The organism is Candidatus Pelagibacter sp. HIMB1611, from assembly GCF_052047715.1.
Classification (GTDB): domain Bacteria; phylum Pseudomonadota; class Alphaproteobacteria; order Pelagibacterales; family Pelagibacteraceae; genus Pelagibacter.
In genome coordinates, this window is the sequence record NZ_JBNAJM010000001.1 from 733,688 (window position 1) to 757,997 (window position 24,310).

General features: G+C 30.1%; 29 protein-coding genes. 20 read left to right on the forward strand and 9 right to left on the reverse strand.

From position 1 onward, the window contains the following. Positions 1 to 7 precede the first annotated feature (7 nt). Entirely contained in the window at positions 8 to 928 is a 921-nt protein-coding gene (locus tag ACTTAS_RS04120; protein ID WP_440678411.1) for a DMT family transporter, read from the forward strand. Positions 929 to 965: 37 nt separating this feature from the next. Then, the gene (locus tag ACTTAS_RS04125; RefSeq protein WP_440678412.1) at positions 966 to 1,889 is read left to right on the forward strand and encodes an NAD(P)-dependent oxidoreductase; all 924 of its coding nucleotides are present in this window, start codon (positions 966 to 968) and stop codon (positions 1,887 to 1,889) included. Here ACTTAS_RS04125 and ACTTAS_RS04130 read toward each other — a convergent pair. Continuing rightward, a complete protein-coding gene (locus ACTTAS_RS04130; RefSeq protein ID WP_440678413.1) occupies positions 1,882 to 2,964 on the reverse strand; it encodes a Gfo/Idh/MocA family protein in 1,083 nt (360 codons plus the stop codon). The two genes, ACTTAS_RS04125 and ACTTAS_RS04130, sit on opposite strands and share 8 nt — an antisense overlap. A 31-nt stretch (positions 2,965 to 2,995) precedes the next feature. Further along, positions 2,996 to 4,228, reverse strand: a complete 1,233-nt coding sequence (locus tag ACTTAS_RS04135) for a cytochrome-c peroxidase (RefSeq protein ID WP_440678414.1) — start codon at positions 4,226 to 4,228, stop codon at positions 2,996 to 2,998. 105 nt (positions 4,229 to 4,333) lie between these two features. Here ACTTAS_RS04135 and ACTTAS_RS04140 point away from each other — a divergent pair, with 105 nt between their 5' ends. After that, the gene (locus tag ACTTAS_RS04140; protein ID WP_440618622.1) at positions 4,334 to 4,804 is read left to right on the forward strand and encodes a tetratricopeptide repeat protein; all 471 of its coding nucleotides are present in this window, start codon (positions 4,334 to 4,336) and stop codon (positions 4,802 to 4,804) included. Between the two features lie 40 nt (positions 4,805 to 4,844). Here the strand turns inward: ACTTAS_RS04140 and ACTTAS_RS04145 are convergent, their stop codons facing one another. From ACTTAS_RS04145 to ACTTAS_RS04155, 3 genes are all read right to left on the reverse strand, one after another. Then, a complete protein-coding gene (locus ACTTAS_RS04145) occupies positions 4,845 to 5,897 on the reverse strand; it encodes a TRAP transporter substrate-binding protein (RefSeq protein ID WP_440635021.1) in 1,053 nt (350 codons plus the stop codon). Positions 5,898 to 5,983: 86 nt separating this feature from the next. Beyond that, positions 5,984 to 7,273 (reverse strand): TRAP transporter large permease, encoded by a 1,290-nt coding sequence (locus tag ACTTAS_RS04150; protein ID WP_440614589.1) that lies wholly within the window; start codon positions 7,271 to 7,273, stop codon positions 5,984 to 5,986. Continuing rightward, complete coding sequence (locus ACTTAS_RS04155; protein ID WP_440678415.1) at positions 7,273 to 7,869, reverse strand: TRAP transporter small permease; 597 nt, start codon at positions 7,867 to 7,869, stop codon at positions 7,273 to 7,275. Before ACTTAS_RS04155 ends, ACTTAS_RS04150 begins: the two co-directional genes overlap by 1 nt. 112 nt (positions 7,870 to 7,981) lie before the next feature. On the opposite strand from ACTTAS_RS04155, the gene ACTTAS_RS04160 reads away from it, so the two are divergent. Then, positions 7,982 to 8,947 carry a hydroxyacid dehydrogenase gene (locus tag ACTTAS_RS04160; protein ID WP_440678416.1) on the forward strand — a complete coding sequence of 322 codons (966 nt, stop codon included), beginning with the start codon at positions 7,982 to 7,984 and terminating at the stop codon, positions 8,945 to 8,947. A 42-nt stretch (positions 8,948 to 8,989) separates the two neighbouring features. On the opposite strand, the gene iolE is transcribed toward ACTTAS_RS04160, so the two are convergent. Continuing rightward, the gene (iolE, locus tag ACTTAS_RS04165) at positions 8,990 to 9,892 is read right to left on the reverse strand and encodes a myo-inosose-2 dehydratase (protein ID WP_440678417.1); all 903 of its coding nucleotides are present in this window, start codon (positions 9,890 to 9,892) and stop codon (positions 8,990 to 8,992) included. A 138-nt stretch (positions 9,893 to 10,030) separates the two neighbouring features. On the opposite strand from iolE, the gene iolG reads away from it, so the two are divergent. The 3 genes from iolG to ACTTAS_RS04180 are packed head-to-tail and all read left to right on the forward strand — an operon-like array spanning position 10,031 to position 12,808. Continuing rightward, complete coding sequence (iolG, locus tag ACTTAS_RS04170) at positions 10,031 to 11,032, forward strand: inositol 2-dehydrogenase (RefSeq protein WP_440678418.1); 1,002 nt, start codon at positions 10,031 to 10,033, stop codon at positions 11,030 to 11,032. 1 nt (position 11,033) lies between these two features. Beyond that, a complete protein-coding gene (locus ACTTAS_RS04175; RefSeq protein ID WP_440678419.1) occupies positions 11,034 to 11,774 on the forward strand; it encodes an ATP-binding cassette domain-containing protein in 741 nt (246 codons plus the stop codon). After that, a complete protein-coding gene (locus tag ACTTAS_RS04180) occupies positions 11,771 to 12,808 on the forward strand; it encodes an ABC transporter permease (protein WP_262589493.1) in 1,038 nt (345 codons plus the stop codon). The genes ACTTAS_RS04175 and ACTTAS_RS04180 overlap by 4 nt, the downstream gene beginning before the upstream one ends. Here the strand turns inward: ACTTAS_RS04180 and ACTTAS_RS04185 are convergent, their stop codons facing one another. Beyond that, complete coding sequence (locus ACTTAS_RS04185; RefSeq protein WP_440656427.1) at positions 12,809 to 13,828, reverse strand: LacI family DNA-binding transcriptional regulator; 1,020 nt, start codon at positions 13,826 to 13,828, stop codon at positions 12,809 to 12,811. 142 nt (positions 13,829 to 13,970) lie between these two features. Between ACTTAS_RS04185 and ACTTAS_RS04190 the strand changes: the two genes are divergently transcribed. The 4 genes from ACTTAS_RS04190 to ACTTAS_RS04205 all read left to right on the forward strand — a co-directional run bounded on the left by ACTTAS_RS04190 (position 13,971) and on the right by ACTTAS_RS04205 (position 17,732). Continuing rightward, complete coding sequence (locus tag ACTTAS_RS04190) at positions 13,971 to 14,975, forward strand: substrate-binding domain-containing protein (protein WP_440656426.1); 1,005 nt, start codon at positions 13,971 to 13,973, stop codon at positions 14,973 to 14,975. Between the two features lie 74 nt (positions 14,976 to 15,049). Further along, a complete protein-coding gene (locus ACTTAS_RS04195) occupies positions 15,050 to 15,904 on the forward strand; it encodes an SDR family oxidoreductase (RefSeq protein ID WP_440678420.1) in 855 nt (284 codons plus the stop codon). A 19-nt stretch (positions 15,905 to 15,923) separates the two neighbouring features. Next, positions 15,924 to 16,766: an amidohydrolase family protein gene (locus tag ACTTAS_RS04200; RefSeq protein WP_440678421.1), complete on the forward strand. Its 843-nt coding sequence runs from the start codon at positions 15,924 to 15,926 to the stop codon at positions 16,764 to 16,766. Positions 16,767 to 16,769: 3 nt separating this feature from the next. Further along, positions 16,770 to 17,732 (forward strand): aldo/keto reductase, encoded by a 963-nt coding sequence (locus tag ACTTAS_RS04205; RefSeq protein ID WP_440678422.1) that lies wholly within the window; start codon positions 16,770 to 16,772, stop codon positions 17,730 to 17,732. Between the two features lie 35 nt (positions 17,733 to 17,767). Here the strand turns inward: ACTTAS_RS04205 and ACTTAS_RS04210 are convergent, their stop codons facing one another. Then, complete coding sequence (locus ACTTAS_RS04210) at positions 17,768 to 18,607, reverse strand: phytanoyl-CoA dioxygenase family protein (protein ID WP_440678423.1); 840 nt, start codon at positions 18,605 to 18,607, stop codon at positions 17,768 to 17,770. Between the two features lie 33 nt (positions 18,608 to 18,640). Between ACTTAS_RS04210 and moaA the strand changes: the two genes are divergently transcribed. The 8 genes from moaA to ACTTAS_RS04250 are packed head-to-tail and all read left to right on the forward strand — an operon-like array spanning position 18,641 to position 23,059. Next, positions 18,641 to 19,633, forward strand: coding sequence for a GTP 3',8-cyclase MoaA (moaA, locus tag ACTTAS_RS04215; protein WP_440678424.1), 993 nt, complete (start codon positions 18,641 to 18,643; stop codon positions 19,631 to 19,633). A gap of 1 nt (position 19,634) precedes the next feature. Then, positions 19,635 to 20,180: a cyclic pyranopterin monophosphate synthase MoaC gene (gene moaC, locus ACTTAS_RS04220; protein ID WP_075506541.1), complete on the forward strand. Its 546-nt coding sequence runs from the start codon at positions 19,635 to 19,637 to the stop codon at positions 20,178 to 20,180. A gap of 5 nt (positions 20,181 to 20,185) precedes the next feature. Next, positions 20,186 to 20,455 (forward strand): molybdopterin biosynthesis protein MoeD, encoded by a 270-nt coding sequence (locus ACTTAS_RS04225; RefSeq protein WP_262589501.1) that lies wholly within the window; start codon positions 20,186 to 20,188, stop codon positions 20,453 to 20,455. Next, on the forward strand, positions 20,455 to 20,907 hold the full coding sequence (locus ACTTAS_RS04230) for a molybdopterin synthase catalytic subunit (RefSeq protein ID WP_440618633.1): 453 nt from the start codon (positions 20,455 to 20,457) through the stop codon (positions 20,905 to 20,907). Before ACTTAS_RS04225 ends, ACTTAS_RS04230 begins: the two co-directional genes overlap by 1 nt. Next, positions 20,894 to 21,799: a protein-methionine-sulfoxide reductase catalytic subunit MsrP gene (gene msrP, locus ACTTAS_RS04235; protein ID WP_440618634.1), complete on the forward strand. Its 906-nt coding sequence runs from the start codon at positions 20,894 to 20,896 to the stop codon at positions 21,797 to 21,799. Before ACTTAS_RS04230 ends, msrP begins: the two co-directional genes overlap by 14 nt. Beyond that, the gene (locus ACTTAS_RS04240; RefSeq protein WP_440654514.1) at positions 21,799 to 22,383 is read left to right on the forward strand and encodes a sulfite oxidase heme-binding subunit YedZ; all 585 of its coding nucleotides are present in this window, start codon (positions 21,799 to 21,801) and stop codon (positions 22,381 to 22,383) included. Before msrP ends, ACTTAS_RS04240 begins: the two co-directional genes overlap by 1 nt. Continuing rightward, complete coding sequence (locus tag ACTTAS_RS04245; protein ID WP_440651169.1) at positions 22,376 to 22,621, forward strand: DUF1244 domain-containing protein; 246 nt, start codon at positions 22,376 to 22,378, stop codon at positions 22,619 to 22,621. Before ACTTAS_RS04240 ends, ACTTAS_RS04245 begins: the two co-directional genes overlap by 8 nt. 21 nt (positions 22,622 to 22,642) lie before the next feature. Beyond that, complete coding sequence (locus tag ACTTAS_RS04250; protein ID WP_440647773.1) at positions 22,643 to 23,059, forward strand: YqaA family protein; 417 nt, start codon at positions 22,643 to 22,645, stop codon at positions 23,057 to 23,059. Here ACTTAS_RS04250 and ACTTAS_RS04255 read toward each other — a convergent pair. Then, entirely contained in the window at positions 23,040 to 23,540 is a 501-nt protein-coding gene (locus ACTTAS_RS04255; protein WP_440654516.1) for a molybdenum cofactor synthesis domain-containing protein, read from the reverse strand. The two genes, ACTTAS_RS04250 and ACTTAS_RS04255, sit on opposite strands and share 20 nt — an antisense overlap. A 15-nt stretch (positions 23,541 to 23,555) precedes the next feature. Between ACTTAS_RS04255 and ACTTAS_RS04260 the strand changes: the two genes are divergently transcribed. Next, positions 23,556 to 24,302, forward strand: coding sequence for a sulfite exporter TauE/SafE family protein (locus tag ACTTAS_RS04260; RefSeq protein WP_440678426.1), 747 nt, complete (start codon positions 23,556 to 23,558; stop codon positions 24,300 to 24,302). Positions 24,303 to 24,310: the final 8 nt, after the last annotated feature.

A 24,310-nucleotide genomic window follows, 5' to 3' on the forward strand; every position in this document is an offset into this window, starting at 1 on the left:
TTAACAAATGAATTCAGTAACTACCCGTGTCTACTCGGTAGACTTTTTTTTAGCAATTCTTGGTTATTCCTTATTTGTTATCATGGACTCTATAGCAAAAGAATTGACAAATTATTATCATGTAACACAAATAATATTTATTAATTCTTTATCGGCATTACTGCCAATTTTACTTTACACGCAAGTTAGAAATTCTTGGAAAAAAATTAAGACTAAAAACTTTTTTGTACATTTGGTTAGAGCAATAACTTTAATAATTTCAATGGGATTATTTTTTCTTTGTATAAATAAACTTCCACTGACAACCATGTATAGCATAATCTTCTTTACACCCTTTGTATTAACAATTGGTTCTGTAATTTTTCTAAAAGAAAAAGTAAGTTGGAGAAGATATACGGCAATATTAGTAGGTTTTATTGGAACAATAATTGCAATCGATCCTTTTGGAAGAGAAATTAATAACTATGTATTATTGGCATTATTAATACCAATTTTTGGGTCTGTGGGTCATTTGTTGGTTAAAAAATATGGTCAATCAGAGAGTGTGTATTCATTTTTAATAATTGGAAAGTTAATCTTAATTGTTATTTCAGGTGTGATTACATTTGAGCTTTATATACCAATGACTAAAACAGATTTTTTCTTAAATTTTAACGCAGGTTTATTAAGAGGAATGGGAATGATTTTTATTATAAATTCTGCTCGACATCTTCCTGCTTCAATATTTGCGAACACACAATATGTTCAATTATTAATTGGTGCATTGATCGGTTTTTATATTTTTAATGAAATCCCTACTTGGAATATTTATTTAGGAAATGTTTTTATAATTGGTGCTGGAATTTATATCGTTTTAAGAGAGATAAAACTTTCTAGAAATATTGTTTCAAATTCAATAAGGCCAACAACTATTTCAATTAAAAAGTAAGTTATTCAATTTAAGTTAAAAATATATATAAGTAAGTATGGCTAAAATATTAATAACAGAGTTTATTAATCAAGACAGTTTGAACAATCTAAACAGGAGTTTTGAAATCAAATTTGATGAAAAGCTTTGGGAAAAAAAAGATGAGCTTAAAGAAATTATTAAAGATTATGATGGTTTAATTGTCAGAAATAAAACTCAAGTAAATAAAGATATTTTATCTAACGCTAATAATTTAAAATTTATAGGAAGATTAGGTGTTGGTTTAGACAACATTGATACTGAATTTTGTAAAACCAAAAATATTCATGTCCAACCTGCAACCGGCATGAACGCAGACTCTGTAGCTGAGTATGTGATTTCATCTTCTATGTCTTTAATAAAAAAAATTCCTATGTTTCATAATGGAACGGTCAAAGGTGATTGGCCTAGAACAACTATTAAATCTGCTGAAATAAATGGAAAGTGTATTGGAATAGTAGGTTTTGGTACTATCGGCAGAAAAGTTGCTGACTATAGTTTGAAAAATGGACTAAATGTTTTGGCTTATGATCCTTATATTAAAAAATTAGAAGATAATGAAAAAAATTATAAATTATCTACATTAGAAGATGTATTTAAAAATGCAGATATTATTTCTTTACATTTACCTTTAACAGAAAATACTAAAAATTTAATCAACAAGACTTCATTTTCTAAAATGCAAAAACAGCCAATTATAATCAATACTTCTAGAGGTAGTGTTGTAAATGAGAATGATCTTATAAATGCTTATGATCAAAATCTAATTTCAGGATTTGCATTAGATGTATTTGAAAATGAACCTATTAAAAAAGATTTATACGAAAGAATAACATCTGAAATTAATTGTATTTTAACTCCTCATATTTCAGGCGTCACTACAGAGTCAAATATAAGAGTTAGTAATTTTATAGTTAAAAAGGCGATTGATTTTTTTAAGTAATTATCTCGTTTAACTTAACCACTCTTCCAAGTTTAATTGATGTCTCAGCAGCTTCACCAACAGCAACTGCAATCAATCCATCACTCAAAGATACCTCTGGCTTTAATTTATTTTTTACTGCATTTATAAAGGCTAAATGTTCATAATAAGTTGAACCATGATGATGTCCTGCTTCAAGTATTTTTGGATCTACACTAACACTTTCTTGTTTAATTTTTCCATCTCTCATACCAATTCTTACATCAGAAGTAGTTTTCCCAGACTCGTTTGAAGGAACTGAAGTTTCAATTTTACCAATATTTCCTGTTGCGGTTAACTCTTCTTGCATTTCAGAATTTTCAGCAAACATACAGAGCTCAAGCATACTTCTTGATCCGTTCTCAAAATTAACAATTACGTAAGCATTATCAATAATATCTGGTTTTTTCCCATCATATTCCTCATCTAAATGATTTACATCTTGTCCCCCACTCGCATAAACACTTACGGGCTCACTCTTAACAATAAAACGCATCAAATCAAAAAAATGACAACACTTTTCAACTAAAGTTCCTCCAGTATTTTTTTCAAATCTGTTCCAGTCATTTACTTTTTTTAGGAAAGGAAATCTGTGCTCTCTTATTGTTAATGTTTTTAGATCACCAATTGTTTTGTTGTGAATTTCTTTAATAAATTTTGAAACAGGAGGCATGTACCTATATTCCATTGCAGTCCAAAATACTGATGGATAATCTTTAGTAAGTTTTTCTATTTCTAAACAATCTTTTGTCTTAGTACACAAAGGTTTTTCAACCAATATGTGTTTCTTAGTTTGAATTACATCTTTTAAAATTTGAATATGAGTAAAATTAGGAGATGAGATTATATATACATCGACTAAATTTTCTTTAATCAAATCTTGATGATTTTTAAAGCAAACAACTTCTGATTTAAGTAATTCTTGACACTGTTTCAAAGACTCTTCGTGAGGATCTGAAAGAGCAACTACCTCGGCTTCATCTATTAGAGATAAATTTAAAATATGTTCTCGAGCCATTGTGCCAGCTCCAATTATTCCATATTTAATTTTTTCCATATTTATTATCTATCAGTTTAATTAAATAAATTTAATCAATTGTTAATCCACTTGGTACTTTTTCTGGTTTACCGAGCGGTCTTTGATTTCCACTTTTTCCAGTTAGAGATTGTAAAAAAGAGACTAATTGATCAATTTCTTTTTCACTTAAATCTATTGGCTTGATATCTATACTTGAAATAATTCTATCCTGTTCTCTTTTGTCAGAAAAAGTCACAAAATCTATTTGTTCTAACCATGGAGCCTTTGGTAAATTTGCATATTGAGGTTTCCAATTTTTATTCATAGTTACTGGATTTAAATGATGTTTAATTATACCCTTAAGTGTTGGATAAGCACCATTATGACCATAAGGTGCCGTTAAAGAAACATTTCTTAGAGCGGGTGTTTTAAATTTATACATGTCATACACATCATCTGTTTCAACCATTCTTCCAACATCACGTGCATAAGGATCAAATGGTCTGGTTCTGCCTGGTCCAAATTGTGGAATACCTATTGAGTGAAATTTTTGATCAGACAATAAAGACCCTGAATGACATGAGCTACAATTAGCTTTGCCATAAAATAAATTCATACCTGCAATCTGATTTTGATTTAAAGCCAATTTATTTCCGTTTAAATATTCATCAAATGGAGAGTCAAAAGATGTCCATTCATGAATTTCAAAAGCCGCAATTGAGTTTACTATATGTGTAATATTTATGTCTAAAGCATTATCAACATCATCAAAAGCATGTTTAAACATCTCAACATATTCAGGAACCCCTCTTATTCTATGAGCGATTACAGGCCAGACTCTATCAATTCTCATACTATCTTTACCAACTTTTGAAACCAATCCTATAATTTCATTTTCACCTGGATTTCCAGCCATTTCGAATTGTCTTGTCATTGGAAATAAAGCTTGTACTGCTACTATATTATCAAGACCTTTTGGAAGCAGTTCTTGTGCTGGGGTATTAAAACCATTTCCAAATATATCAGATTTAGTCACTCTTCCATCGTGAAGTAATGTGGTAATATCTTTAAATCCTAAATTCCATAATGCTAAAGCATTTCTTGGAATACGTTTTTTAATTTTATCATCCCCTGATCCAGCTGTTCTTTCTAATCCAATACCATGTCCTCCTTCACCAATTCCCAATGAAAGTCCATCAGAACCTCCTAGATCATGGCTATGACAAGTTGCACAAGCAATATTACGATTGGCAGATAAAATTTTATCATGAAATAAAAGTCTTCCTATTTTAACCTTTTCCATATCAACTTTATGAAAATCATTACCTGTTAAAGGTTTTGGTAATTCAATTGAATATGTTTTGTTTGCTGAAATTAAAAATGGAATTATAAATATTAATATTTTTATATGTTGAGATACTTTTTTATAATTTTTTTTATTCCATCTATAGTTTTTGCAGAAATTGAAAATGCTAGAGATTTGATGGAAGCTGGAAAATTTCAAGAAGCTATGGAAGAGCTGATGCCAGCTGCCAGATCTGGGAACGCTGATGCTGAAGAGCTTATTGGAATAATGTATGCAATGGGTCTTGGAGTTGAGCAAGACGATGTTAGAGCTTTTGAATGGTATCTTAGATCTTCGATGAAAGGTCATCCCGGTGCTCAATCGGGTGTTGGATGGTATTATGAAATCGGTAGAGGACTTCCTGCTCCTGATCTTGTTAGAGCTTACATGTGGTATGGTTTGTCTGCTATTGGAGGTGATCCTGATGCTGCGATTTCTCAAGAAGAAGTTATTAAAAAAATGACACCTGAACAAATTGAAAAAGCACATATACTTATCAAAGATTACAAAGCTTGGATTTATCCGTTTAGGTAATGAGGCGAATAATTAAATCCGCCCCATTATTAAATTAAGATTATAAGTCTTTGTCGTATGCACTTGATGCTTTTTTCTCAGCATCAGCAACTGCACTTGTTAAAGCGTCAAAGATTTGTCCTCCACCTTTAACATTTGACTTAAACCAATCATAAACTGGACTAGCAGCTTTTTTGAAGCTAGCTTTTTGTGCTGGAGTTGGAACATATAAATCTCCACCGCCTGCTACAAAGTCTTCATAAGCTTTGATTGATTTTCTTTTTGGAGATGCAAATGTAGCTTGTTGCAATGCATAAAATCCATCCGTAATAACTTTCTTAAGTTCTTTTGGCATAGATTGATATTTTGCATTGTTCATCCACCAAAGTGCTCCCATGTACGCATGACCATCTAAAGTAACATATTTTAGACCTGCATCTGGAAACTTCATGTTCATAATGTCAGTTATTCCATTTTTAGAACCTTCAACTACACCTGTTTGAAAAGATGTAAATAATTCTGGCCATGGAATAGGAGTTGGTGATGCACCTAAAGCTCTTACAAGCTCTTGAGGTAAGTCAGCTACAACAGTTCTAATTTTTAGACCTTTCATGTCTGATGGTTCTGCAACTCTTCTTTTAGTGTTAGCAAAATTTCTCCATCCACCAGTGTTTCCGATAGTCATTAATCTTATTGTATCGCCTGAATCTTTTAAAGCCATTTGTCTCATAGTTCTTACAAAATCACCTTGCATAACATCTTCAGCAATTCTGTCGTCTGCCATTAGATATGGTAAATCTAAAACTTGAACATATGGGAATACACCAGCTGCTCCTCCAGAAGTAGAAATGTAAACGTCGATGCTTCCATCAGAAACACCTTGTAAACATTCTGCTCCTTTAGAACATAATTGTGTACCTACAAAAAGTTCTACAGATATTTTTCCATTTGATGCTGCTTCTACATAGTTTTTAAATACTACTGCACCATCATAGTCTTCATCTTGATCATTAGAGTTCATTGTCATTCTTAAATTGTAATCAGCAGCTGAAACAGAAGCTGTAAAACTAATTAAGAATAATAATGAAAAAAATGATTTAATTAATTTACTCATAATTATTTCCCTCTTATTAAATATATATTTAAGTATAGAAAATATACATAAATTGCACCTTTGTGTCTATTGTCTAAAAATTAAAATTATTTTGCAAAACCTGTAAGTAAAGGTATGGTCATTGAGATTGATGGAAAGTAAGTAATTAAAAATATCACAATTGCTTCTACTGCTAAAAATGGCAATATAGCTTTTGATATAGTTTCAACTCTTTCACCAGAAACTGAGGATGCAACAAATAAAACTAAACCCATTGGTGGTGTTGCTAAACCAACAGTTAAGTTAACTGACATAATAATTGCAAAATGAACTGGATGTACACCTAATTCTACAAACACTGGTCCTAGTATTGGTCCTAAAATAATTATTGCAGGACCTGCATCTAAAAACATTCCAACAACAAATAGTAAAATATTAATAAGAAATAATAATATATAAGGATTATCAGTTAATCCCAAAACAAACTCAGCAAGATATTCTGGTGCATGAGATAAACTAACAACTGTTTTAAAAGCCATTGCAGCACCAACCAAAAGTAATACTACAGATGAAACCATTGCAGCTTTTGTCATAACCTTTGGTACGTCTTTCCACTCTAAAGATTTTAAAACAAACAAACCAATAAACATTGCGTAAGCAGCTGCAACTGCAGATGCTTCAGTTGGAGTAAAAATTCCTCCAAGTATACCTCCTAAAATTATAACAGGAGTCATTAATGGGAAAAAAGCTTTCAAAGAAGCTTTTCCTCTTTGTCTCCATGTTGTCTTTTTTGTTACGGCAGGAAAATTATATCTTTTAGCCATAAACTTGATTGTAACCATCAAACTAACACCAACTAAAATTCCAGGAATAATACCTGCTAGGAATAAGGCAGCTACACTCTCTCCCATAACGTATGCATAAATAATCATTATTCCTGAAGGTGGAATAATTGGACCAATTACTGAACTCGCTGCGGTAATTGCTGCTGAAAATTTTTTAGTATACCCTTGCTTCTCCATTGCAGGGATTAACATTGAACCAATTGCAGAAGTATCTGCAACTGCAGATCCAGATAGGCCAGCAAAGAGCATTGAAGTTAAAACATTAACATGTGCCAAGCCACCCTTTAAATGCCCCATCATCGCCTGGCTAAATTCTACTAATCTTTGAGTAATTCCTCCCCTATTCATTAGCTCACCAGCTAACATAAAAAAAGGAATTGCCATTAAAGGAAAGCTATCAATACCATTGTAAATATTTCTATAAAGCATTGCTCCATCTCTAGATTGATCATTCAGCCAAAGTAAAATTCCAGGAGCAGCCAACAATCCAAAAAATACTGGTAATCCAATTAACAAAAATAATAAAAATAAAGGGAGAAACCAAATTAACATTATTGTGTCTCCAATTTTTGTTTATCTAAATCATCAGGTAATTCTAATTTTGTAAAATTACTTAAAAAATTTCTTAAAATTAACTCTATGTTTACTGAAATCAAAAAAACAATTCCAACAGGTAACGACATATACATCCAGGCTAATTTTATTGGCTCTGCTTTGCCGCCAATTAAATTAAATGGAATTTTGATTGAAGCTGAATTAAATATCCATCCAGCATTAATGTGTTTCAAACCTAATTCAAGTCCAATGATCAAAACTAATAAAGATATGATCAATAAAAATAAAGTTAAAAAAGTTGATATGATTTTAGGTAAAAATCTTTCCAGCATATCAATTGAGACAAAACCACCCCATCTATAAGCTGAAGGAGCAATTAACCCTGTCATCCATAACATTAAAAATCTCGCAACTTCATCAGGCCAAGGTAATGCGTTGTTGAGAACATATCTAAAGAAAACCTGGATCATAATTACGACAACCATTAAAAAAATTGCGATCCATGCAAATTGTCTTCCAATTCTTAGAAAAAAAGTATTTATCTTTTCAAGAAAGTTAAAAATGTAAAGTAGAGTTTTTATAGTTAAATTCACAACTAAATTTATTTTAATAAGAAAATAATTACAACTTTTTAAAAAACTATTTTACTTTGTTAGATATTTTTCGTATTAGAAAAGCCTTCAACAGAAAAGCTTAAATAAAATTATGAGTAATAAAAAGAAAATTCTAATTATCCAAAAAGTTCATGATAAAGGCATGGAATTAATTAATAACCATCCAGATTTTGATGTAGAGGTAACAGACGATGTTTCAGTAGAAAACTTAAAGGCTAAAATAAAAGATTGTGATGGTGCTTCAATAAGAATAGCAAAACTACCAGGTGAGGTAATTAACGAAGCCAAAAATCTTAAAGTAATATCTAGACATGGAGTTGGCTACGATAATATTGATTTAAAAACAGCTAAAGAAAGAGATATAAAAATTGCTATTACAGCTAATGCAAATGCAGTTACAGTTGCAGAGCATGTTATGTTTGTCTTGCTAAATATTGCAAAAAGAAGAGAGCTTTATCATACAACGGTTAAAGAAGGTAATTTTAAGGATAGAAATAAATTACCCAAAACTATTGAAGTATGGAAAAAAAATTTCCTAATTATGGGATTTGGTAGAATAGGTAAAGCACTTATTAAAAGATGTTTGGGATTTGAAATGAATGTGTTCGTCTATGATCCATTTGTAGATAAAGATACAATAGAGAAGCTTGGTGGAAAAAAAGTTGATAATCTTGAAGAGGCAGTAAAAACAATGGATGTAATATCTTTACATATGCCTTTAACAGAAAAAACAGAAAATCTTATTAATTATGATTTACTTAAAACGATGAAGAAAAACTGCATCATCATTAATGCTGCAAGAGGTGGAATTATTCATGAGGAAGATCTTGATAAGGCTTTAAATGAAGATTTAATATTTGGAGCAGGAATTGATGTATTCAAACAAGAGCCACCAGAAAATGATAATCCTCTTTTAAAGAATGAAAAAGTTTATTTAAGTCCACATACAGCAGCATTTACTGATGAATGTATGACAAGAATGGGTGTAGAAACAATTCAAAATATAATTGATTATTTCGATGATACTTTAGAAAAATCAAAAATTGTAAGACTGTAGTAAGAAATTAATCTTAAAGTTTAAGTTTATTTTTATTGAAAGTTAACTTTTATAAATCTCAATACCACTAAGATTTAAAGTTTCAGTTAAATACTTGTAACCTATTTTTGCATATTCAAATGGATTTGCTTTTGCAGGATCTTGTTCTGCCTCTACTACTAACCATCCAGAATAATTTTTTTCTTTCAACACATCAAATAAAGGCTTGTAATCAATACATCCATCGCCTGGAACTGTAAATGCACCTTCTAAAAATGCTCCTCTAAAACTTAAGTCTTCTTTTAAAGATTTTTCTAAAACATTTTTTCTAATGTCCTTACAATGCATATGAATTAATCTTTCGCTAAAGTCGTTTAATATTTTTAATGAGTCTCCCTGAGCAAACAACATATGACCAGTATCTAATGTTAGTTTTACACTATCATGAGTGTTTTCAAGTAATCTTACTGTATCTTCTTCTGTCTCTATTACGGTTCCCATATGATGGTGATAAGCAAGCGGCATACCTTCGTCTTCAAGATATTTTCCCATTTCAGAAATTTTTTCATAATATTTTTTAGATTCTTCGAGATCCATTTGAGGTCTAGTAGATAGTTTTCGATTTGGATCTCCTTGAATTGAGCCAGACACTTCAGCAAAAACCATACATGGTGAATTACAATCTTTAAAAAGTTTTAGTTGATCTTGAATGAGATTTTTTTCTTCATCAACACTATTTGTTCTTAAATTAGCTCCATACCAACCTGAGCATAGATTAAGATTAAATTTGGTAAGTTTTGGAATTAATTCTTCTGATTTTTTTGGAAATTTACCACCAGATTCAATTCCAATAAATCCTGCCTGACTAGCTTCAGATAAACATTGTTCTAAAGAAGTATCACCACCCAATTCTGGCATATCATCGTTACTCCAAGCAATTGGTGCTATTCCTAATTTTACTGACATATTAATTATTTAAAAAGTTAAATTTATTTTTAAATTATGATGTTTTGTGCATCAAGAAAATTATAATTTAATTTGATGTTTAATTCATCATTAAAAAATGTTTCTTGATTTTATTTTTTAATTCTGTTCTATATTCTTATGCTTAACTTTTCTTTAATGGGAGCAGGACGAATTGGAAAAATGCATGCTAAATTTATTGCAGCACATCCGAATGCAAAATTAAAATATATATATGATGTTAATTCAGAATTTGCTAAAGAAGTATCAAAATCAACAGGATGTTCAATTACATCTTCACCTGAAGAAGCAATAAATTCAGATGATGTAGATGCAGTTCTTATAGCTTCAGCTACACCAACACACACTCAATTTATCACAATGGCTGCAAAAGCAGGAAAAGCAATTTTCTGTGAAAAGCCAATTGATTTAGATATCAATAAAGTAAATGAATGCATGGAAAATATAAAGGGAACAAACGTTCCTATTCAAATCGGCTTTAATAGAAGATTTGATGCAAGTCATGCAAAAGCTCAACAAGCAAGAGTAAAAAAAGAAATTGGTGAATTAGAAATGGTTGTTATTACAAGTAGAGATCCTGAGCCCCCAGGGATTGACTATCTAAAAGCTGCAGGAGGATTTTTTAGAGATACAACTATACATGATTTCGATTTAACTAGATTTATTTTAGGGGATGATCCTGTAGTTCAGATATCTGCATTTGGAGGTGCTTTGTTTGATAAAAATTCACAGAAAGAAAAAGATCTAGATACAGCAATGTTTATTCTAAAATCAAAAAAAGGAGTTTTAATCCATATTAATAACTCTCGAAGAGCAGTTTATGGATATGACCAAAGAGTAGAAGTGTTTGGAAGTAAAGGTATGGTAATTTCAAACAATCAAACCCCAACTTCTTTAGAAAGATACACAAGTACATCTACAAATGAAAAAGAACCCATACATTTCTTTTTTATTGAAAGATATGAGCAAGCTTACAGAGATCAATTTAATGAGTTTGTAAAATGTGTTGAAGATAAAACAAAACCATTAGTAGGATTTGAAGATGGTAGAAACGCTTTAATAATAGCTAATGCAGCATATGAATCATTTGAAAGTGGCAAAGTTGTAGATGTAAAATTCTAAAATGAGCATTCTTTCTTTAAATAATATAGAAAAAAATTTTGGAGCCATACAGGCTTTAACAGGGGTTAGTTTTGATATTAAAGAAGCTGAAACTGTAGGATTAATGGGTGATAATGGAGCAGGTAAATCTACACTACTAAAAATAATAGCTGGTAATTTTAAACCTTCAAATGGTGAAATAAAGTTTGAAAATAATACTGTGTCATTTGAAAAACCAATAGATGCAAGAAAATCTGGTATTGAGGTAGTTTATCAAGACTTAGCTCTTTGTAATCATTTAACTGCAGCATCTAATGTTTTTCTAGGTAGAGAGATACAAAAAGGTATTTGGCCATTTAAGTATTTGGATTATCCTGCAATGTTTAAAAAATCCTCTGAATTATTTGAGGAACTTAAATCCGAAACTCGACCAAAAGATTTAGTTATGCAAATGTCTGGTGGACAAAGACAGGCTGTGGCTATTGCAAGGACAAGACTTACAAATCCTAAATTAGTTTTAATGGATGAACCAACAGCAGCAATTAGTGTTAGGCAAGTTGCTGAAGTATTAGATCTTATAAAAAGATTAAAAGATCAAGGAATAGCAGTGATGTTAATTAGTCACAGAATGCCAGATATATTTGAAGTATGCGACAAGCTAGTAGTATTAAGACGAGGTGAAAAAGTTTGCGAAAAAAATATAAAAGATTCTTCTACAGAAGAAGCTACAGGCTTAATTACAGGAGCAATAAATAGAGTATGAGTTCAGTAAAATTTAATCAGGAAATAATCTCTAAGACTGAAAAAAATTTATTACAAAAACTTGTTTCTGAACAATCTTTTTGGGTAACAATAGCTTTATTTGGGATTTGTTTTATTATGTTTTTTGTAGAAGATGCTTTCTCTAGCAAAGATAATCTTTTTAATATTACACGAAACTTTTCTTTCATCGGAATAATGGCAATTGGAATGACATTTGTGATTATTACCGCTGGGATAGATTTGTCTGTAGGGTCAATAATGGGTGTTACAGGAGTTATATGTGGTTTATTTTTGGATGCTCAATTTTTACCTGAATGGTATTCCAAAGCCTCATATTTTGAAGGAGTTTATGTTTGGGTATCAATAATTTTAGCTTTACTTGCTGGTACATTAATTGGTGCAGTAAATGGATATCTAATTGCTTATGTTAAACTTTCTCCTTTTGTAGTCACTTTAGGAATGATGGCTGCTGCAAGAAGTTTAGCTTTAGTAGTCTCAAACAATAAAATGTTTTATGAATTTGGACCTAAAGATGAAATGTTTTATGAAATTGGAGGAGGTTCAATGCTAGGTCTTGCTAACGCAACTTGGTTATTAATATTTCTTACGATAGTTATGGGTTTAGTATTGAAATATACCTCATATGGCAAACATGTTTTTGCGGTTGGTAGTAATAAAAAAGCTGCTGAATTATCTGGAATTAATACGAGATGGATTGAAATGTCAGTCTACATGATCAGTGGACTATTTGCGGCAATTTCTGCTGTTATGATAGTTGGATGGATGGGCTCTGTAACTAATGCTTTAGGTTATACTTATGAATTAAGAGTTATTGCAGCAACAGTTATTGGTGGTGCTAACTTAATGGGTGGTGTTGGTGGTACTTTTGGAGCATTTATTGGTGCTGCATTAATGGAAACAATTAGAAACAGTCTTCTAATGGCTGGAATTGACCCTTATTGGCAAGGAACATTTTTAGGAATATTTATCGTAGGTGCAGTTTGGTTAGAAAAAGTTAAGAATAAAAAGAATTAGTTAATAAACTTTTTTATCCATACAATTATATCTATTGAAAATTAATATATCTGAAAAAAAAGAATTTTGATTATCTGGATTTTTCTCAAAATCTAAAATTTTATCAAATGCAACTTTGATTTCTAATTCAACATCGTGGCCTATAACAAAATCCATTTTATCATTTTCTAAAAGATTTTTAGAATTTTTATTTAGTTCATGACCTACAAATATAATATGATCTTTTACATTCATTTCACTAATTGCTTTAGCGACACCTAAATTTCCTCCAGCAATATTATAAATTCCTAAAGGTGGTCCATTTTCTTTAATATATTTTTTTACATATTTATAACTTTGTTCCGATGTATCTAAATTGAAAACACTTTCTTTGATTTTAAGATTTGGAAATTCTGATCTTAATACTTTTCTAAAACCCAGTTCTCTTTCCTGTTGACACCTATATGGCATACTCATGACCATCAAAATTGAACCTGATCTTTTACCAACATTTTTTCCAATTATACTTGCAGCAGTCGATCCGGCATTAGATTGATTGTTACCAATATAAGCTACTCTGTTCGAATTTGGAAAATCAGTTGTTAATGTAATCACAGGTTTTCCTTCACTCGCAATTTTACTTAGCTCGTTATTTATATTTTGGTCCTCTTGTGAAACTATAATCACTGCATCAAAATTTGAAGTTTCTCTTAAAATTTTAACAAATTGACTGGGTTTAAATTCTTTTGCAGGAATAAAATGTTTTATTAAATTAAACTTATAAATTTCATTATTAATATTATCTAAGCTCTCCTCAAGAGTCTTATTGTATGAAGGTCCTGATTGACAACAAATTAAAATATTTTTAGTTTGATTTGTATTATTTCCGTTTTGAAGGTTATTTAAAATTTTTATAATTTTATCTTTAGTTTTTTTACTCACCCCTTTTCTGTTATTTAAAACTCTATCTACAGTGGCTGTACCATATCCTGATTCCTCAGAAATTTTCTTAATAGAGACATTTTTCCAATGATTTTTCATATAAACATCGTAACATTAATTGATGTAAAATCAATCATTTGATGTATCACTTTTTAGTTGAATAACATCATTTTACTTGAAACGTAAAAACATTCTAAATAGTATCTGTTTATTAAATTAACTAACTAAGAGAGAGAGAAATATGAGAAAAACAATAATTGCAATGTTAGCATTTATTTTTGTATCAATTTCTGGAATTTCATATGCAGCTGATAAAGTTTTTGCATTAGTTCCAAAAGCTATGAACAACCCGTTTTTTGATTTAGCGAGAGATGGTTGTAAAGTTGCTGAGAAAGAAATTGGCGGGATAGAGTGTTTATACATTGGACCTGGAGAGCATACTGAACAAGAACAAGTGCAAATTGTTCAAGATTTAATTGCTAAAGGTGTTGATGGAATTGCTGTTGCATCTTCTAATGCGGCTGCAATGGCAAAAGCTGTTAAAGGAACAGATATTCCAATCATTACTTGGGACTCAGATCTTTTAACTAAAGATGCTGGTTTAAGAGCAGCTTATGTCGGAACAAAAAACTATGACATTGGTGTATACCTTGCTCAAATTGTTATGATGTTAAAACCTAACGGTGGTGAAATTTGTATACAATCTGGTGGTGCTGCAGCTGCAAACCACAATGAAAGAATGTCAGGTATAAGAGATACTATTGCTGGAAGAGCAGACTCAGGAACTTATCCTAGTGCGGCTCTTAAGGGTGAAAATGGATGGACTGAAGCTAGCGGATGTCCTCTGTACACGAACGATGATTTCCCTCTTTCTGTTCAACAAATGGAAGATATCTTTGCAAAACATCCAAACCTAACAGCATTTGTACCAACAGGCGGTTTCCCTCAATTCGTATCTAAAGCTTTCAGAAGAGTTGCTGAAAAGCATGCAGATAGAATTAGTTCTATGAAAACTGCTGTAGTAATTGCAGACACTCTTCCAATGCAAATGGAAGATTTAGATGCTGGAAGAACTCATGGTCAAGTAGGTCAACAGCCATATATGATGGGCTATAAAGCTATGTATGTTCTTAAAGACATAGTAGATGGTAAAGCATTAAAATTTGACAACCCATCACTAAAAGCAATCTATACAGGTCTTGATGTTTGTATGAAACCAAACATTGGATCTTGTATTGCAGGATAAAATCATTATTCTTCTTAAAAGTTTCTAAGCCCAATTTTATATTGGGCTTAGTTATCTGTATAACTTAAAATTTTATGACTAATAAATATATATCTGATCTAGCTAACCAGTTTAAAAATAAAATAATAATTGTAACAGGAAGTACTCAAGGTAGTGGAGCTGAGACAGCAAAATTGCTTGCAAGTAGAGGTGCTAAAGGCGTAACTATCTGTGGTAGAAATAGCGACAAAGGAAACAAAGTAAAATCTGAAATAGAAAGTATAGGTGCGGAATGCTTATACGTTCAAGCAGATTTAGAAAAACTTGAAGATTGTAAAAAAATAATTTCTGAGACTGATAAAAAATTTAATACTGTAGATAGTTTTATTAATGTTGCTGCTTTTACTGAGAGAGGAACAATTTTAAGTACAACAGAGGAAAATTATGACAAAAATTTTAATGTAAATGTGAAAGCTCCACTTTTTATGATGCAAGATGTTATAAAAATAATGATTAGGGATAAAAAAAAAGGAACTATTGCTCATATTTTATCAATGGCTGGATATAGTGGTATGCCTTTCTTAACTGCTTACAGCTCTTCTAAAGCAGCATTAGCTATAATGATTAAAAATGTTGCAAATTCAGTATCTGGGCACCAAATAAGAGTGAATGGTGTAAATTTAGGTTGGACAGATACGCCAGCAGAAACAGTAATTCAAAAAAAATTTCATAATGCAGATGATGACTGGTTAAAAAAAGCTGAAGCCAAAGTTCCATTTAAAAGATTAAACAAACCTTTGGATGTTGCTAAGATTTTAGCTTTCTTGTGCTCAGATGAGTCGGGTATTATGACTGGAAGTATTGTTGATTTTGATCAAACAGTTGCAGGATGGCATTCTTATTCAGCATATGACACTAAGATTTTAGATGAAAGCATTTTGGGAGAGTGAACCTAATTTATAATAACTTATGAAAGTTATTGATTCACATCAACATTTTTGGGATCCTTCAAGGGGTGATTATCATTGGATGCCAAAAGACAATCCAATATTAAATCAAAAATATGAAGTTAAAGATTTAATTCAAGTTTCTGACTCAATAGATTTACACAAAACTGTTTTAGTTCAAGCTGCAGCAACTAATGCAGAAACTGAATATATGTTAAATATTGCTGAAGGTTCTGATTTAGTTTGTGGAGTTATTGGTTGGGTGAATTTTGAAGACCAAAATCAATTAGAACAATTAAAAATTTTCTCAAAACATTCTAAATTTCTTGGAGTAAGACCTATGATACAAGATATTCCAGATGAAAATTGGGTTTTAAATAAAAATTTTGATACTTTTTTTAAAAATATAATTAATTTAGATTTAAGCTTTGATGCACTAGGATTTCCAGTGCACTTAGAAAATTTTTACAAAATTGCTACAAAATATCCTTCTCTAAGATTTATCATAGATCATTTAATGAAACCAAAAATCTGTAATAATAAACAAGAAGAATTTATTCATTGGCAAAAAGGTATGAACAAATTATCTAAGCTAGAAAATGTATATTGTAAATTTTCTGGTATGGTCACAGAAGCCTGCGAAAATTGGACTGAGCAAGATCTAAAACCATATGTAGATGAGATATTAAATCTATTTACTGATAAAAAAATTTTGTGGGGATCTGATTGGCCTGTCTGTAACTTAAGAACAAATTATTCAGGATGGTATAATGCAGCAACAAATTTACTTAAAGATTTAAGTATAGATGAAAAACAAAACATCTTTTATAATAATGCAAAAAAGTTTTATAAACTTAAAATATAATTTATGAAAAAAAATAAAATCAAAAATACTGGTGTTGAAGTCACTGAATTGAGTTTTGGAACCTCCTCTTTAGGTAGTATGCCAGATACTTACGGTTATGAAGTACCTGAACAAAGAGCTCAGGAAATGTTAAAAAGATTTTTTCAAGGTCCAGTAAATGTGCTTGATACCTCAAGAAACTATGCAATGGGAGAAAGTGAAAAAAGAATTGGTAAAGCAATAAAAGAAAATGGTGGTTGGCCAGAAAATTTTGTCTTATCAACTAAAATCGATAGAAATATGGATACTCTAGTTCTTGATAAAAAAAGAACAAGAGAATCTATTGAAGAAAGTTTAAAAACTTTAAATGTAGACTCTGTTGATATTTTATTTCTCCATGATCCAGAGTACGTAAAAGATATAAATGATGTAACTAAAAAAGATGGGGCATTAGATGAATTGTTTAAAATTAAAGAAGAAGGTTTGGCAAAAGCAGTTGGTTTAGCTATGGGAAGAATAGATATTATGTTCCCTATCTTAAGAAAGTGGGACTTTGATGTCATAATAAATCACAACAGATACACTTTGTTGAATAGAGAAGCAGATGAAATGTACAGTTATGCTCATAGTAAAAATATATCTATTTTCAACGCTGCTCCTTACGCAGGTGGTGTTTTAGCAAAAGGACCAAGTAACTTTAAAAAAATAACTTATCAAGATGCTTCTGAAGAAAAACTTGCACCAGCAAGAGAAATAGAAAAAGTTTGTAAAAAATATAATGTTGAAATGGGTGCTGCAGCTTTACAGTTTTCAATGAAAGATAAAAGAATTACTTCTACTATTTGTGGAGTTACTAGTGTTAACAGTATTGAAAAAACTCTTGCTTGGGCTGAAACAGATATACCGGAAGAATTTTGGGATGAAGTTTTGAAACTGCCTTATTCTACTAAAGATCCAGAGTCTGAGAGAATATTCACACCAGGTTAAATTATAAAAAGTTAAAATATCTATAAACTTTATACTTAATTAGAATTAAGTTCATAAAGAGTTGGAAACATTTTACCGTTTAAATTATCTCCATTTTTATATCCATTGGCTTCCATTATAGCTCTTTCTTCTCTAGCCCAATCACCTCTATAAATTATTTTTGAATTTTCTTTTGCCATTCTAAGTGTAAATCTATTTATATCTGATTTTGGAGTAGTTTCGTGCAAAGCTCCATGCAAAGTCCGAATATCAAAATATACGCAATCTCCTACTTCTAAATCCCATTCTAAAAACTCATAACTTTCTTTATTAGAAATTATATCTGGAGTTAATTCATACTTAACACCATTAACAACCCCTTCCGTTCCATCAACTTTATGACCGTCTTTAAAACGAGTTCTTAGAAATAATTTATTCCACAAATGAGATCCTTTTATCCAGGCTATAGAGTCTTCTTTTCTTACTGGCTCAAGAGGTATCCACAAAACACACATTGAACCTTCAAAATCAAAGTAAGAAATATCATGATGAAATGGTGGCTTAGATTTAGAGCCAGCTTCTCTAAAAAACCAATTATCCATTACTAAATTAATCTGCTTAGCATCTAGTAATTCAGAGGCAATTTTAGCTGTAGGTGAATTAAAAACAAAATTCTCAAATTCTTTATGTAAGTTCCATGTCCAGAAATCCTCTAAATAACAAGGTAAATTTGGATCTGTGGTATGATTAGTAAACCTAGGGCTTGGATTATTTTTTGCTTTATTTATTCCAGATCTTAAAAGCTCAATCCATTTTATATCAAATTTATTTCTTAAAAATACCGCTCCATCTCTTTTAAATAGTTCGATCTCATTATCATTTAAAATTTGACTCATAGATTATTTAAGAAATAATACTCAATATATCATATGAATATTCTCAAAGATAGTTTTGGACGGAGGTTTCCATACATAAGATTGTCAATATCTGATGTGTGTAATTTTAAATGTGGCTACTGTTTACCTAATGGTTATAAAATTGATAAAAGTGATAACAGAACCTTTATCACTAAAGAAGAAATTGGAAGACTTGCAAAAGCTCTATCAGAATTAGGTGTATCTAAAATAAGATTAACTGGAGGAGAACCGACCGTTAGAAAAGATTTTTTGGATATAATTAAAATAATTAAAAAAAACTCAGGAATTAAAAAAACTGTAATTACTACTAATGGATATCACTTAGATAGAATTGCATATGATTTAAATGAAAGTGGTCTTGATGGCATAAATATAAGTGTTGATAGTCTTGATCCAAAAACTTTTAAAAAAATTACAGGACATGATAGATTAAATGAGATTTTAGAAGGAATTAAAAAATTACAAAAACTAAATTTTAAAAATATTAAAGTTAATGCAGTCCTTCTTAGAGGCGTTAATGATAAAGAAGAAGATTTTAAAAGTTGGGCTAATTTTATAAAAAATAATCAAATTGATTTTAGATATATAGAATTAATGCAAACTGGAGATAATTTAGATTATTTTAATCAGTATCATGTGTCTGCAAATAAATTTACAGATTATTTAAATAATAATAATTGGGTAATTCAAACATTTGGTAAAGATGCTGGTCCTTCCAAGAATTATATAAATCCTGAATACAAAGGAAAATTTGGTGTTATTGCACCCTACTCAAAAGATTTTTGCAAGAGTTGTAACAGACTAAGAATAACTGCCAAAGGTGATTTAAGATTGTGTTTATTTGGAAATACTGGAATAAATATTAGACACTTGATGCAAAGAGATGACCAAACTGAAGAACTGAAAGATTTAATTTTGAAACAATTAAATTATAAAAAAGAATCTCACTATCTTGAAATAGGAGATACAGGATTAACAAAAAATCTATCAACAACAGGTGGATAAAATGAAAAATTTAAAGATTGTAACTAATAACGATTTAAAAAACTGGGCAAAGGAAATTTTTGAAAAAAATTCATTTAAAATGATTGATGTTTCTGAAAAAAAAGAAACATTCCGTAGAGCTTTGGCATCAGGAAAAATTTATGTTGGCAAAGAGGTATTCGAACTTATTAAAAATAAAAAGATGCCTAAGGGTGATCCAATTACTTTAGCAGAAGTTTCTGCAGTATTAGGTGTTAAAAAAACAAGTGAATTAATACCTTTGTGTCATCCTCTTCCAATAGATCATACGGCTACTAAAATCATAATGAATGAAGAAGATAGTTCACTAGAAGTATACTGTGTGGTTTCCGCTTATGCCAAAACAGGTGTGGAGATGGAAGCAATAATGGGTGTAAATGCAGCTCTGATTACAATTTACGATTTAAGCAAAATTGTAAATCCTCATCTAAAAATAGATAATGTAAAATTATTAATTAAAGAAGGTGGAAAAACTGGATTATGGAAAAATCCAGATGGACTTCCAAATTTTTTAAAAGATTTTTTCTAAAATTTATGAAAGTTAAAATTGAGTTGTTTGGAGCCGCAAGAGATTTTAATGACCAAAATTTATTAGAACTAGATCTAGGTCAAAAAACAACAATCAAGGATATAAGGAATAAAATAATTCAATATGTAGATCAGAAATTTAATGGAAATGAAAATTATATAAAAATCATTAACTCTTCAGCTTTTTGTTCGGAAAAAAATAATATTGTTAGCGACAATTATAAAATCACAAATAATGAAAAAATTGGTATCATACCTCCAATTGGAGGAGGTTAATGCTTCATACTGACATTGTAGATAGTAAAGTTAAAAAATTATCATTAATTGATGCTGAAAAATTTATAGCATCCAATGATTTTGGAGCTTCATTAATTTTTAGTGGCACAGTTCGTAATCAAAATAATAATAAAAGTGTTTTAGGTATTACATATGATAGCCATGATGCTTTGGTAATAAAAAGTTTTGAAGAAATTTATAGTGAGGCAGAAGAAAAACTAAACATAAAGAATAAGAGTGTTTTTATTGAACATGCCAAAGGTTACTTAAACTTAGGCGAAATTAGTATTATTATAGCAGTTGCGTGCAAGCATAGAGATGAGGCTTATGTACTATCAAGATATATAATTGAAGAAATTAAAAAAAGGTCTCCTATATGGAAAAAAGAACATTACACAAATAATCAAAGTGATTGGTTAAAAGGAAATCCTATTATTCATGAAAAAAATTAAGTATTCAGAAATAACACCAGAGAAAATTTATAAAAATAGAAGATCTTTTGTTAAATCTCTTGGGTATGGAGCAAGTTCTTTAGCTTTAGCCACAATTCCTTTTGCAAGTCAATCTCAAGCTGATGATAGAAATGAACTTACAAGTTTTAAAGATATAACAACTTATAATAATTATTATGAGTTTGGTACTTCAAAGAGTGATCCTTATGTTAATTCACAAAATTTTAAAACATCACCATGGACACTAAGTATTGAAGGAGAAGTTGAAAAACCTATCAAAATTTCTATGGAAGAAATAACCGAAACGTTTGTCTCTGAAGAAAGAATATACAGATTAAGATGTGTGGAAGGATGGTCAATGGTTATTCCATGGATGGGTTTTTCGCTAAGTAAATTATTGTCAAAAGTAAATCCAACTAGCAAAGCAAAGTATGTTGAATTTGAAAGTGTTTATGATCCTGAACAAATGAAAGGTCAAAGATATCCAGTTTTGAACTGGCCTTATAAAGAAGGATTAAGAATAGATGAAGCAATGCACCCTTTAACTACAGTTGTAACAGGTTTGTATGGTAAAAAGCTTCCAAATCAAAATGGGGCGCCTCTGAGAATATTTATCCCTTGGAAGTATGGTTTCAAAAGTGCAAAAGCAATTGTTAAGATAAAATTTGTAGAAAAAATGCCGACTTCATCATGGATGTGGGCATCTCCACGAGAATATGGATTTTACTCTAATGTTAATCCTAATGTAGATCATCCTAGATGGTCTCAAGCAACAGAAAGAATAATTGGTAAAGATATTTGGGTGCCAAGAGTAAAAACGCTCATGTTTAATGGTTATGGAGATGAAGTTGCAAATTTATATACAGGGATGGATCTAAAAAAATATTTTTAATGAGAAAATATTTTAAACCAGGTGTATTTATTTTAAGTACAATTCCTTTTTTATTAATTTTTTACAAAATATACTTCAATAAACTTGGGCCAGAACCTGTAAAAGAAATTACTCATTTTACTGGAGAGTGGACTTTAATATTTATCTGTCTAACATTAAGTATGACGCCACTTAAAAGGCTAACTAATTTAAATATTTGGATAAGTTTTAGAAGAATGTTGGGATTGTTTGTTTTTTTTTATGCATCTCTTCATCTCCTTACTTACGTAGGTATAGATTATAGATTTAATTTACAGCCGATAATTGATGATGTTCTGAAAAAAAAATACATCTTTATTGGATTTGCAGCATGGGTATTACTACTTCCATTGGCAATTACATCTTCTCAAATGATGATGAAGTTGCTTAAAAACAATTGGAAAAAATTACACAGATTAATTTACGTAATAGCGATATTTGGAGCTCTTCATTATATATGGTTATCTAAAACAATTTTTTTTAGACCACTAGTATATTTGGTAATAATACTTGTTTTACTTGCTTTAAGAATTAAAATTAAAAATAGGAACGTAAATTATGGATGATAATCTAAAAAAAGAAATTCAATCAGCTACACTTGAAAGATTAATGAAACATTTAGATGAAAGAAAAGATGTTCAAAACATTGATTTAATGAATTTAGCTGGATTTTGCAGAAATTGTTTGTCTAGATGGTATAGAGAAGAAGCTGAAAAAAAAGGAGTAGAAATATCAGATCCTGATGCAAGGCAGCATATTTATGGAATGCCCTACTCTGAATGGAAAGAAAAATACCAGAAGTAACTTTCTATTCAATTCTAGTTAATGTTTGCCTATTTAAGTCTATTTATTGTTTCATTTTTAGCTGCAACAATACTTCCTTTTTCATCTGAGGCTATATTAGCAACTTATCTGTTATCAGAAACTTATAACAAATTTTTGTTAATATTTTTTGCAAGTTTTGGAAATATTTTAGGATCTATTTTCAATTGGTTTCTAGGAATTTATTTCTTGAAATTTCAAGATAAAAAATGGTTTCCTTTTACTAACACACAAATTGATAGATCATCCAGGTGGTTTATAAAGTATGGTAAATGGTCTTTGTTATTTGCGTGGGTACCAATTATTGGTGACCCTATTACTTTTATTGCTGGAACGATGAGAATTAAATTTTTAATTTTTTTATTGCTTGTGAGTTTTGGAAAAATAATGAGATATTTTTTTATTTCTCTTTTAGTCTAGGAAACAATTCAACAAAATTACAAGGTTTATGATTAATATCTAATTGATGTTTAAGGATACCGTCCCAAGCATCTGTTACTCCACCTGAGGATCCTGGTAAGGCAAATATGTATTTACCATTTGATAGAACTGCACAAGCTCTAGATTGAATTGAAGACGTACCAACTGTTTTTAAACTAATAGTCCTAAAAACTTCGCCAAATCCTGGAATATGTTTATCTGCTATTTCATCAACAGCTTCGGGTGTAATATCTCTTCCAGTTAAACCTGTGCCACCAGTTGTAATAATAACATCAATATCTTTATGATTAGTCCAGTCTTTTAGAATTTTAACTATATCTGCTTTATTATCTTTACAAATTTTTCTGTCAATTAATTGATGATTGGCCTCTTTAATTTTTTCAACCAAGATCGCACCAGATTTATCGTTATCAATTGTTCTTGTATCTGTTACAGTTAGTAAAGCTATATTTACAATCATAAATAAATTTTTTTAATGATTATACTTACAATATTTTTTTTTATAACTGCAGTATTATATTCAAGTATAGGATTTGGTGGTGGCTCTACTTATCTTGCATTACTTTTAATTTGGGATGTCCCTTACTATATTTTTCCAATTTTAGCTTTGATTTGTAATATTATTGTAGTTTCTGGAAATTCTATAAATTTTTTAAAATCAAAGAATACTAATTTTAATTTACTTTATCCTTATTTAATTGGTTCTATACCTCTTGCTTTTATAGGAGCATCGATCTCTATTGACAAAAATTTATTTGAAATTTTACTTTTCTTTATTTTAATATCAGCTGGTGTTTTTTTACTTATTGAAAGCAAATCCTTTAACAAACAAAAAATTGAAATTAAAAAAATACCCATAGTTTTATCAATATTAATAGGATCAATAATTGGTTTTATATCTGGTTTGGTTGGTATTGGTGGTGGGATATTTTTAAGTCCTATTTTATTTTTGATGAAAGCAGGGCTTCCAAAACATATAACAAGTACTGCATCCTTATTTATTTTAGTAAATTCAATTTTTGGTATAGGTGGACAATTAACAAAGGATATAGTCTTCAACGAATTTTTAAATTACTGGCCACTATTTATTGCTGTCTTAATTGGTGGTCAAATTGGAAGTTTTTTAAATATAAAATTCCTATCTAACAAAATATTAGCTCTGATGACTGCATTCTTAGTAATTTTTGTTGCTATAAGGATGGGCATAACACTTATTGCATAAGTTGAATT

What these genes read in the sequence shown, in the direction of transcription:
- ACTTAS_RS04120 (WP_440678411.1), top strand. Translation starts at nt 8, where the DNA reads ATGAATTCAGTAACTACCCGTGTCTACTCGGTAGACTTTTTTTTAGCA.
- ACTTAS_RS04125 (WP_440678412.1), top strand. Translation starts at nt 966, where the DNA reads ATGGCTAAAATATTAATAACAGAGTTTATTAATCAAGACAGTTTGAAC.
- ACTTAS_RS04130 (WP_440678413.1), bottom strand. Translation starts at nt 2,964, where the DNA reads ATGGAAAAAATTAAATATGGAATAATTGGAGCTGGCACAATGGCTCGA.
- ACTTAS_RS04135 (WP_440678414.1), bottom strand. Translation starts at nt 4,228, where the DNA reads ATGGAAAAGGTTAAAATAGGAAGACTTTTATTTCATGATAAAATTTTA.
- ACTTAS_RS04140 (WP_440618622.1), top strand. Translation starts at nt 4,334, where the DNA reads ATGTTGAGATACTTTTTTATAATTTTTTTTATTCCATCTATAGTTTTT.
- ACTTAS_RS04145 (WP_440635021.1), bottom strand. Translation starts at nt 5,897, where the DNA reads ATGAGTAAATTAATTAAATCATTTTTTTCATTATTATTCTTAATTAGT.
- ACTTAS_RS04150 (WP_440614589.1), bottom strand. Translation starts at nt 7,273, where the DNA reads ATGTTAATTTGGTTTCTCCCTTTATTTTTATTATTTTTGTTAATTGGA.
- ACTTAS_RS04160 (WP_440678416.1), top strand. Translation starts at nt 7,982, where the DNA reads ATGAGTAATAAAAAGAAAATTCTAATTATCCAAAAAGTTCATGATAAA.
- iolE (WP_440678417.1), bottom strand. Translation starts at nt 9,892, where the DNA reads ATGTCAGTAAAATTAGGAATAGCACCAATTGCTTGGAGTAACGATGAT.
- iolG (WP_440678418.1), top strand. Translation starts at nt 10,031, where the DNA reads ATGCTTAACTTTTCTTTAATGGGAGCAGGACGAATTGGAAAAATGCAT.
- ACTTAS_RS04175 (WP_440678419.1), top strand. Translation starts at nt 11,034, where the DNA reads ATGAGCATTCTTTCTTTAAATAATATAGAAAAAAATTTTGGAGCCATA.
- ACTTAS_RS04180 (WP_262589493.1), top strand. Translation starts at nt 11,771, where the DNA reads ATGAGTTCAGTAAAATTTAATCAGGAAATAATCTCTAAGACTGAAAAA.
- ACTTAS_RS04185 (WP_440656427.1), bottom strand. Translation starts at nt 13,828, where the DNA reads ATGAAAAATCATTGGAAAAATGTCTCTATTAAGAAAATTTCTGAGGAA.
- ACTTAS_RS04190 (WP_440656426.1), top strand. Translation starts at nt 13,971, where the DNA reads ATGAGAAAAACAATAATTGCAATGTTAGCATTTATTTTTGTATCAATT.
- ACTTAS_RS04195 (WP_440678420.1), top strand. Translation starts at nt 15,050, where the DNA reads ATGACTAATAAATATATATCTGATCTAGCTAACCAGTTTAAAAATAAA.
- ACTTAS_RS04200 (WP_440678421.1), top strand. Translation starts at nt 15,924, where the DNA reads ATGAAAGTTATTGATTCACATCAACATTTTTGGGATCCTTCAAGGGGT.
- ACTTAS_RS04205 (WP_440678422.1), top strand. Translation starts at nt 16,770, where the DNA reads ATGAAAAAAAATAAAATCAAAAATACTGGTGTTGAAGTCACTGAATTG.
- ACTTAS_RS04210 (WP_440678423.1), bottom strand. Translation starts at nt 18,607, where the DNA reads ATGAGTCAAATTTTAAATGATAATGAGATCGAACTATTTAAAAGAGAT.
- moaA (WP_440678424.1), top strand. Translation starts at nt 18,641, where the DNA reads ATGAATATTCTCAAAGATAGTTTTGGACGGAGGTTTCCATACATAAGA.
- moaC (WP_075506541.1), top strand. Translation starts at nt 19,635, where the DNA reads ATGAAAAATTTAAAGATTGTAACTAATAACGATTTAAAAAACTGGGCA.
- ACTTAS_RS04225 (WP_262589501.1), top strand. Translation starts at nt 20,186, where the DNA reads ATGAAAGTTAAAATTGAGTTGTTTGGAGCCGCAAGAGATTTTAATGAC.
- ACTTAS_RS04230 (WP_440618633.1), top strand. Translation starts at nt 20,455, where the DNA reads ATGCTTCATACTGACATTGTAGATAGTAAAGTTAAAAAATTATCATTA.
- msrP (WP_440618634.1), top strand. Translation starts at nt 20,894, where the DNA reads ATGAAAAAAATTAAGTATTCAGAAATAACACCAGAGAAAATTTATAAA.
- ACTTAS_RS04240 (WP_440654514.1), top strand. Translation starts at nt 21,799, where the DNA reads ATGAGAAAATATTTTAAACCAGGTGTATTTATTTTAAGTACAATTCCT.
- ACTTAS_RS04245 (WP_440651169.1), top strand. Translation starts at nt 22,376, where the DNA reads ATGGATGATAATCTAAAAAAAGAAATTCAATCAGCTACACTTGAAAGA.
- ACTTAS_RS04250 (WP_440647773.1), top strand. Translation starts at nt 22,643, where the DNA reads ATGTTTGCCTATTTAAGTCTATTTATTGTTTCATTTTTAGCTGCAACA.
- ACTTAS_RS04255 (WP_440654516.1), bottom strand. Translation starts at nt 23,540, where the DNA reads ATGATTGTAAATATAGCTTTACTAACTGTAACAGATACAAGAACAATT.
- ACTTAS_RS04260 (WP_440678426.1), top strand. Translation starts at nt 23,556, where the DNA reads ATGATTATACTTACAATATTTTTTTTTATAACTGCAGTATTATATTCA.